This is a genomic window from Oleiphilus sp. HI0080 (assembly GCF_001635135.1).
The window spans coordinates 1-8,294 of record NZ_LWFU01001018.1 but is presented as its reverse complement, the minus strand read 5'-3'; the positions used below and the strand labels follow the sequence as shown (position 1 = coordinate 8,294).

Sequence of the window (8,294 nt, the reverse complement as noted above, 5' to 3'; positions counted from 1 at the left end):
CTGTTTTTTACTTTCATCTCTCTCTCCAGGCTACTCGTTTAATTATCCTAAAACGCATTATTTTTGTGGCATATACACTGATCGTGCAGCGCCGTTCATACACTCTGATGATTCCCTCGTGACAACACCGTCAGCGGAAACTGAATTCGATGGCGCAATGGGGGTTGGATTGGGCGGCTCCACCTGTTGATCTGCGCTTTTTGACGGCAGCTTGCCGAATTTGGCTTTGAGCAATTCCTTTAATACATCGCGCTTGATGGCTTTATTGGTTAATTCTGAGGAAGCCCAAAACCAGCCGTCTGTAGTCATTCGATGCCCTGCGGCCACCATTCTTTCGATCACGTTGTAAAACTCTTCATCACTGTAGTTATGGCTAAAAATGAAGCGACCCGTGCCGATCCATGGCAGAGTTAAACCTTCAGCGCGCAAGTAATATTGATATAGCCAGTTGAAGCGGTTCGGCTGCGTGTACAAAGGGACGAATACAGACGTCATATTGGCTACCTGAACTGGGATACCCGCTTCTTTTAGTGCTTCGTTCATGATCCGCGCCCGGGTATTCCATTGCTTATCGAGCCTGTTCGGTTCGATAAGATATTCAGGAAGGAAGATTCGCTTCAGAAAGGCATTCATGGCCCCCATAACATAGGGGTGTGAATTGAAAGTTCCGCGTGCAAAGCAAATGTCTGTTGGCTTGTCGGCTCGATAACGCTGCATGAGCTCGGCTTTTCCGCAAACCACGCCTACGGGAAGACCTCCACCAAGTGTTTTGCCATAGGTCACCATGTCGGCTTTTACGTCAAAGTATGCTTGTGCACCTCCTGGACCGAGGCGAAACCCGAGGAAAACCTCGTCCATGATCATTACAATGTTTTTCTGGCTGCAGACCGCGCGTAACTCCCTTAACCAATCCGCATACGCTTGTTTGTCAAACATCGCGTGGCGGTCGCTTGCAACCAGCATGGAGTCGCTGGCGCTACCGCCATTTGGATTCAACGCCTGAAGAGGGTTAATGAGAACGCAAGCAATATCGTTTCTGGTGCGCAAAACCCGAAGCGTGTCTTTCGACATTTCCTTTAATGTATACACATCGTGCACTTTACGAGGATTGCCGATGCCGGGCTGAACGCCGTCCCACCATCCGTGATAAGCGCCGCAAAAAACCACAGTTCGCGGCTTGTTCGTATGGTAATGCGCTAGGCGAACAGCCTGCATGACCGCTTCGGTGCCCGACATATGGAAAGACACCTGGTCCATACCCGAGATCTTGCGCAACTGATCAATGTTCTCGGTGATGATTGGGTGATATGGACCAAGAGCAGGACCGAGCTCCGCGGTTTTTTGCATGCCTTCTGCAATGCATTCCTTGTAAAAATCATAACCGAAGAGGTTTACCCCATATGCGCCTGTCAGATCGTAAGACCAGTTTCCGTCCAAATCTCTAATCTGCGTGCCACTACTGGTATCGGCCATCAGCCCAAGAGGAATCTCTCGTGACATCAAACGTCGGAACTGAAAAGGCACGCGATATTGGTTGGTAAAGTCCACGTCGGCTAGTTTGCCTTCAAGCTCCTTGCTCGCGGCGATGGTATGTGGCGCCTGAGATTGAAGCGCCTCTTTGAGTGCGGCAAATCCCGCGTGACGCTTTGCGATCACGTCTTCCGGAGCGTTATCACAACGAAACGCTTGAGATTGCGAATACTCATAAAACGGCAAAAGCTTCGCAATGCGCTTAGACATCTTCGCGTGACCGCGCAAAGAGGGATGCTTCGCGATCGAAAGCTGCAAACGCCGAACAACCCTGTACACAATATAGGCAAGCAGCAGAGCCGACAGGACTAGTACAAAGTATTCGCCTTGCAGGGAGGGTAGTTGATTATCTAAAAGCGCCATAGTTGCCACTCTTTGTTGGTAGTAACGCGTAAAGCCGGATTAGCTACGCATGTTTAGCTCATGCTCTTCGTTTTCGTGCATGGCGTGCGTCATCGGGTCCATGAGCTCTCCGCGCATGAGATAAAGCGGGGACTTCATGTAAATTTTGAAGTCATGAAACGGGTCGGTAATGATCTTTAGACACCACGCTAAGCCCGTCTTGATGTCTCGAATAAAGAACAGGTGAATAGTTCTAAACAGCAGTGCTGCTACACCTAGAACCAGCCAAGCAATCGCCATGTTGTTTAGGAAGCCATTAAAATCGGTGTAGGCTTGCATCGTGCCAAGTAGAGTCGGATCAAACACCAACACAACAGGGATTGCCGCCCAAATAGCATGGAGCACTCTTTTACGGTTTAGGTTGTATCCTACTTTTATCTCTTCTTTATGCTCATGCGTTGCCTTGTTGATATGGTCATAGTCGCGCGGCTCGAAAAAGAAGTGGCCGCTCTGACGGGAAACCATGCCAATGCCCCAGCCAATTAATGCGGCTACACCGGGGTTAATAAACAGCATGATGTACGCCGTCATAAAACTGATTGAGCTTAAAAAGTGCAATGACTGATTAATACGGCTTTGGTGATAGTAACGATGGTCGTCCCAGCGCAATTCGTTTAGCTCTGCAAGAAAGGAAGCGACAGCCCCTTGGGGTTGCGTCTGTTGCGATATTGTCATAGCGATGCACCTAGTATTGGTTTATGTTGTAATTTCTTTCGGCTTGTTGGGCCGCGTGTGGTTGCTAACTGTTTGCCTTTACTGTTGCTTTTGCGTCATTAAAGGCTGTCCCATCCGAATAATTTCACCTTCACGAATCTGCGGCATAAAGCTGTAGTGTTCGCTGAAGAGCAGCACGATGGTGGACCCATGCTCAAAATTACCGATCCGTTCACCCCGCTCAAAAGAACGCTTAAATGGAATTTCGTTTGGGCCTCGATAGGCGAGCGATAGCGGGTGTTCAAGGCCGACGAACCGCATACTGGCGACTAAAATCGCGGCGACAGGGATCATCGCGATGCGTCCTTCAAAATTGGTGGGCTTTATTTCGATCACTGCGCGTTCGTTGCGGCAGAACAAGCGGTTAATGCGTTTAAGCGTTGGAGGATTAACATTGAACGTGTCACCGGAAATGTAATGCAGCTTGTCTACCTCGCCACGAGCGGGAGAGTGCATGTGGTGGTACATGCTAGATTTCAATCGAAGCGTAATAAAGCGCCCGTTTTGGTAGGGCTCAAGATCAATCGCTCCCTGTGTTAGTTCGCCAAGCTCGTAGGGCATGCCTTTGATTTGCAGCGCTTGCAGGTTCTTAATCTTCCCGAAGCTTCCTATCTGAGCGTCGCAAGGGCTGACGAGACGATCTTCTGCAGAATCAATTGGCCTCGTACCTGGTTTGAGCTCACGGGTAAAGCAAGCATGTACGCTCTTAAAGCTTTTCTCGGTCGCTTCATGTAAACGCATGTCATCGCTGAAATACTGCCACGTACTTAAGGCGATGCGCGTGAATAAGGGGTTTTCAACCTTGCTTAGACGGCCCATTAGTCGTGTGCTCAAAGCACGTGGTATGTAGTTTGTCACTAGGAAATTTAGCGTTCCCCTGAGGGGCGCTCCCTTTACCGGACTGAATGTTTTAATGTCGTTATACATGGACTCAAATTAGCGAGGTTAAAAGACAGAAAGATGAACGATTTGCTACAAAATGATGACGGCGTAACACCATGCAGGATGCCAATGCGAATTACTCGGTAAACGGTTTAGTACAACGCCACTAAACTCGCGTGACCGAGCAGACCAAGTGCGAGTCCAAGGCCAGCACCCACCAGAACGTCACTCGGGTAGTGCAGACCAAGTACTGGGCGCGACAGTGCAATTAGGGCTGTAAAGGACCATAGAGCAGGTGCGAGCGCTGGGTAAGAAAGGGAGATAATCGTGGTAAAGCTTACCGCGTGCAAGGTGTGGCCAGAGGGGAAGCTATAACGGTCCAGCGTCGCGCAGACCTGAAAAATCTGAAGGTGAGAGATAAATGGCCGCTCTCGTATCCATGTCTTTTTAAGTGATTTGTAGAGCACCACGCCGATTAAGCCAGTGAGCGTATAAACAAGTAGCAAAGGTAGGGCTTTTACTCCATCGATCAGCAGTAACGAAAAGCCTGCCGCATACCAAAAAGCACCGTTGCCAAGCCGGCTTATGACCGTAAAGAACAAGCCAATGAAAGGATTCTTACAGAGAGCGTTAAGCGTTCGACATAAACTAATATCAGCGGCTTGGGCTTTCTGACTTAAACTTGATGTTGGTTCTATTTGCATCATAAATTCCTGTCGTTTGCGCGTTAACATGGAGCAGGGTAGTGCAGAACTGCTGGACGATTTCATCCCAGCTTAATTTCATCGAGATGGCGTGCGAGGCCTTTGCGATATTCATTCGGAGCTGCGTTTCTTCGTAGGCATGGATGGCATTCTCGATAAACTGACCATCATCACCTAAATCAGCTAGGAAGCCGGACTGTCGGTCTTTTAAGTGCTCCCTTGCTGCTGCGTCATCAAATGCACAAACGCAGCAGCCGCTAGCCATCGCCTCGGTAACAACATTTCCGAAGGTGTCCGTCTTGCTTGGGAACAGAAATATATCGCCAGACGCATAATGCTCTGCTAACTCTTCTCCGCGTTTCAGTCCTGCAAAGATAAGATTCGGAAACCTTGCCGACAGAACGGGCTTCAGAGGGCCGTCACCGACCAACACAAATTTTGCATCGGGAAAGCGCTCGCATACCGCCTGATAGGTGGTAGCGAGCAGATCGAGATTTTTTTCGGCTGCAATGCGACCAACATAAATAAAAACCGGCTCATCCGCTTGAACACCCCAGTTTGCACGCAAGGTTTCATTTCGCTTGTTAGGTGAGAACCGTTCGTGATCGATGCCTCGCGATACGACTTGGATATTTGTGAGCCCCTTATTGTTTAGCATTGCTTGTTGCTGTCTTGTCGGGACCAAGGTTCCAGCACTGTTGTTATGAAACCAACGCAGGTATTTGGTGATGATGGGCTCTAAGAAACCGAAGCTGTAAAATCTGGAATAACTCTGAAAGTTCGTATGAAAACCGGTCACGGCCTTTACGCCAATGGCGTTGGCAGCTCTCAGCGCCGCTAAGCCAAGCGGCCCTTCTGTCGCGATATATACTGCGTCAGGACGTAGCTGTTCGATGTGCGTTTTCAGCTTTCTACTACTAGCCAACCCAAACTTTAGCTCCGAGTACCCGGGAATAGGCAGTCCGAAAACAAGCAGTTCCGCTTCGCGTTCGAAGACCCTCCCGCTAATCGGAAGATCTTTTTTAGACTGCTTCGGGCGTATTACCGTTACCTCAATACCTTTACGAATCATTCCGTCAACCCAGTGACCGAGGGTGGTAGCTACACCGTTCACTTCCGGGCGGTAGGTTTCTGTCACGATCAACACGCGTTGTAAGCTCATAGTGCACTCTCATTAAGGGCTATGCGCATACGTTGATCAGAAAATGTGACAGTTCGACTTCAGTGTTGTGACAATACCGTGAACAAGGGAGGGAAGGATGCGCGCACTTACATGGAGGTGAAGCGCTGTTTGTTCGTCAATGCATGTTTGGATTCCAGCGAGTTTGCTCTGTCTAAAGTGTGCTTGCGCGCCTTAATCTCAAATATGGAACAATAAATATATTAATTGGTCTATTTTTATTAAAACTGAAATTATACTATGCGCGTATGATTGACCATACCCCGATAAATTGACCTTTGCCTTGAGAAGAGATTGATATGTCTAGCGCACGCGCTTTATTTTACTCCCCAGTTTTCGTTGTGTTGGCCTTTTCGTCGGTATTGGTGCTTGCTCTCGGTGTAAGCCGTTTAGGGTATTCTTCCGACTCTCCAGAGGGTTACTCAGAATTAACCCTCGTTATGACCTTGGGCGCACAAGAGGCTGCCATCGATACACCGATGCAGCGTTATGTTGCGCGCGTAGAGGCGGCGCAACGCGTTGAACTGGGCTTTGATATCTCTAGTGTCATTATCGAGATTTATAAGCGCGAAGGGGAGCGATTTCAAAAAGGGGAGCTGCTAGCACAGCTCGACGCACGTCGCTTGCAGGCAAGATTGGTTGAACTGAGAGCCGCTAGAGATCGCGCAACAGCATTGCTCAAACTCGCAGATGTATCGCTCGAGCGTGTGAAAGGTTTACGCGGAAGTAACAGTGTTTCAGCGCAAGCTCTGGACGAGGCCTCGCGCCAGAAAGAAGCATCGCAAGCAGACTTAAGGCTAGCCGAAGCGCAGTTGGCAACGATTGAGCTCGAGCTCGAGAAATCGAATCTCTTCGCTCCCTTCGATGGTGTTGTGATCGACAGAACAAGCGATGTTGGGCGAACGGTATCTTTGGGAATGCCCGTTTTGTTGGTTGAGCAAAGCGCAGAACCTGAAGTAAGAGCAAGCGTTCCGCTTGATGTAGCAAAATCGCTAAAGATTGATCAAACTCTCCGTTTGACGCATGAAGACCGCGTGCTTGAAGGCGTGGTCACGCGCATTAAATTAAGCCTTTCTTCTTCGCGTTCTTCTGATGTGTACATGAGTGTCATGACAGCAGATGAGGCGCTTGTACCCGGAGAAATCGTCAATATTGAAATCCCGGCATCTGTGCGCGCTGATGGCGTATGGCTGCCTCTTACGGCGCTCACTGAATACGGCAGAGGGCTCTGGTCGGTCTATCTAGCGGAACCAGATCCAAATGAGGCGATCAAGAATAATCGCTCCCAGATACGCCGCACCGTTGTGTCCATCAGTCGTGTTCGGGGCGATTACGCGCTCGTTACGGGTGGCGTCGACGTGGAGAACAGAGGGCGGGTTGTTGCTCAAGCAACGCACCGCATTGTTGAAGGGCAATATGTAAGAACGCAACCTACCTCTTCTGTTGCGAGCAAGTAGGCATGGAACAAAAAACGACCAAATCAGAGTCTGTATATTCGCTGCGCTCGGCATACTATCGAAACCCACACCTGTTAATGATGACTCTCATCGTTATTTGTGCAGCCGGCCTATCATCTTGGTTTTCCTTACCGAAGGTTGAGGATCCCAGAATTACCCAACGGTTTATTTCGATTATCACAGAGTTTCCGGGTGCCTCTGCTCGGCTGGTCGAATCGACCGTGACGGAGGTCTTAGAGTCTGAGCTTGCAAGCATTTCAGAAATAAAAACGATCAATTCTACATCCCGAACCAACGTCTCTGTGCTCTCAATTGAACTCGACGGGCGGGTGACGTCTGACAATAATCGAGAAGTTATTTCTCGTATACGCGACCGCGTCAAAGACGCAACGAGAAAACTGCCGAGCCAGGCCTTATCTCCGAGAATTAAAGAAGAAGATAACGTCGCATACGCTTACACACTCATTACCGCAGTAAAATGGGCATCGGCGGGAGATCAGCAGCTAAGTATGATGAACCGCGTCGCTGAAATTCTAAAAGATCGCATCGAAGCCGTTCCTGGTACAGAGTTTGTGAGCGTTCACGGCGCGCCTGCTGAAGAAGTACACGTGGTTGTGTCTCCTACCGAATTGGCGGAACTGGGATTAACTGTTCGCCAATTGGCAAACTCAATTCAGGGCTCAGATAGTAAGCAAGTCGCAGGGCGACTAGTCCAAAATGACACCCTGTCTTCCATCGAAGTGCGTGGCGAGTTTGATTCGGTGTCGCGCATTGAAACGCTTCCTGTTCAAAGCGGCAAAAGCGACTTGTTACTTCGAGACATTGCAGAGATCTCCAAGAGCAGGGTGGAGCCGGAGCAAAACATAACGCTATATAATGGCGAACGCGTGCTTCTCGTTGCTGCGCGAATCGAAGTGTCGAGCCAAATTAGACCCTGGACCACCTCTGTTCAGGAGGTAATTCGACAAACTGAAAATGAGTTGGGCGGTGTGATCGAACTCGTGGAGGTGTTTGAGCAGGCTGCATACACGGAAGATCGTTTGAATTCCCTCGGCGGGAACTTGCTTGCTGGTATCGTTGCTGTCCTAGTAGTCGTGTGGGTCTTCATGGGTTGGCGCTCAGGGATTATCGTCGCCACATCTCTGCCGCTTGCAGCCGCCTGCGTGTTATTTTCGCTCAGAGCGCTCGACATGCAAATTCAACAAATGTCGATGTTTGGAATGATCATCGCGATAGGCTTGCTGATTGATAATGCCATTGTAATGACCGACGAAGTGCGCGAGCGCATGCGTCAAGGCTTATCGGCTTCAGCGTCCGTCGAAGGCGCACTAAAGCACTTGTTTATGCCGCTGCTGGCGTCAACCGTGACCACAATCCTCGCCTTTATGCCTATTCTGTTACTCGTAGGAAACTCCGGAGACTTTA

General features: G+C 49.5%; 7 protein-coding genes. 2 read left to right on the top strand and 5 right to left on the bottom strand.

Going from position 1 to position 8,294, the window contains the following annotated elements; all coding sequences use genetic code 11:
- Positions 1–57: 57 nt before the first annotated feature.
- The 5 genes from A3751_RS19260 to A3751_RS19240 form a co-directional block, all read right to left on the bottom strand.
- A complete protein-coding gene (locus A3751_RS19260) occupies positions 58–1,893 on the bottom strand; it encodes an aminotransferase class III-fold pyridoxal phosphate-dependent enzyme (RefSeq protein WP_068458600.1) in 1,836 nt (611 codons plus the stop codon).
- 39 nt (positions 1,894–1,932) lie between these two features.
- Positions 1,933–2,607, bottom strand: coding sequence for a hypothetical protein (locus tag A3751_RS19255; RefSeq protein ID WP_068458599.1), 675 nt, complete (start codon positions 2,605–2,607; stop codon positions 1,933–1,935).
- A gap of 78 nt (positions 2,608–2,685) precedes the next feature.
- The gene (gene asd / locus A3751_RS19250) at positions 2,686–3,573 is read right to left on the bottom strand and encodes an archaetidylserine decarboxylase (protein WP_068458598.1); all 888 of its coding nucleotides are present in this window, start codon (positions 3,571–3,573) and stop codon (positions 2,686–2,688) included.
- A 107-nt stretch (positions 3,574–3,680) separates the two neighbouring features.
- Positions 3,681–4,235, bottom strand: coding sequence for a phosphatase PAP2 family protein (locus A3751_RS19245; RefSeq protein ID WP_197466520.1), 555 nt, complete (start codon positions 4,233–4,235; stop codon positions 3,681–3,683).
- On the bottom strand, positions 4,183–5,394 hold the full coding sequence (locus A3751_RS19240) for a glycosyltransferase family 1 protein (protein ID WP_068458597.1): 1,212 nt from the start codon (positions 5,392–5,394) through the stop codon (positions 4,183–4,185). Before A3751_RS19240 ends, A3751_RS19245 begins: the two co-directional genes overlap by 53 nt.
- 317 nt (positions 5,395–5,711) lie before the next feature.
- On the opposite strand from A3751_RS19240, the gene A3751_RS19235 reads away from it, so the two are divergent.
- Both A3751_RS19235 and A3751_RS19230 read left to right on the top strand, forming a co-directional pair.
- A complete protein-coding gene (locus tag A3751_RS19235) occupies positions 5,712–6,869 on the top strand; it encodes an efflux RND transporter periplasmic adaptor subunit (protein WP_068458596.1) in 1,158 nt (385 codons plus the stop codon).
- Positions 6,870–6,871: 2 nt separating this feature from the next.
- Positions 6,872–8,294: efflux RND transporter permease subunit (locus A3751_RS19230; protein WP_197466519.1), on the top strand; the 1,423-nt coding region annotated here is incomplete at its 3' end.

Excerpts from the sequence above, each read along its gene's own strand:
- A3751_RS19245 (WP_197466520.1), bottom strand. The coding sequence starts at position 4,235 with ATGATGCAAATAGAACCAACATCAAGTTTAAGTCAGAAAGCCCAAGCC.
- asd (WP_068458598.1), bottom strand. The coding sequence starts at position 3,573 with ATGTATAACGACATTAAAACATTCAGTCCGGTAAAGGGAGCGCCCCTC.
- A3751_RS19255 (WP_068458599.1), bottom strand. The coding sequence starts at position 2,607 with ATGACAATATCGCAACAGACGCAACCCCAAGGGGCTGTCGCTTCCTTT.
- A3751_RS19260 (WP_068458600.1), bottom strand. The coding sequence starts at position 1,893 with ATGGCGCTTTTAGATAATCAACTACCCTCCCTGCAAGGCGAATACTTT.
- A3751_RS19240 (WP_068458597.1), bottom strand. The coding sequence starts at position 5,394 with ATGAGCTTACAACGCGTGTTGATCGTGACAGAAACCTACCGCCCGGAA.
- A3751_RS19235 (WP_068458596.1), top strand. The coding sequence starts at position 5,712 with ATGTCTAGCGCACGCGCTTTATTTTACTCCCCAGTTTTCGTTGTGTTG.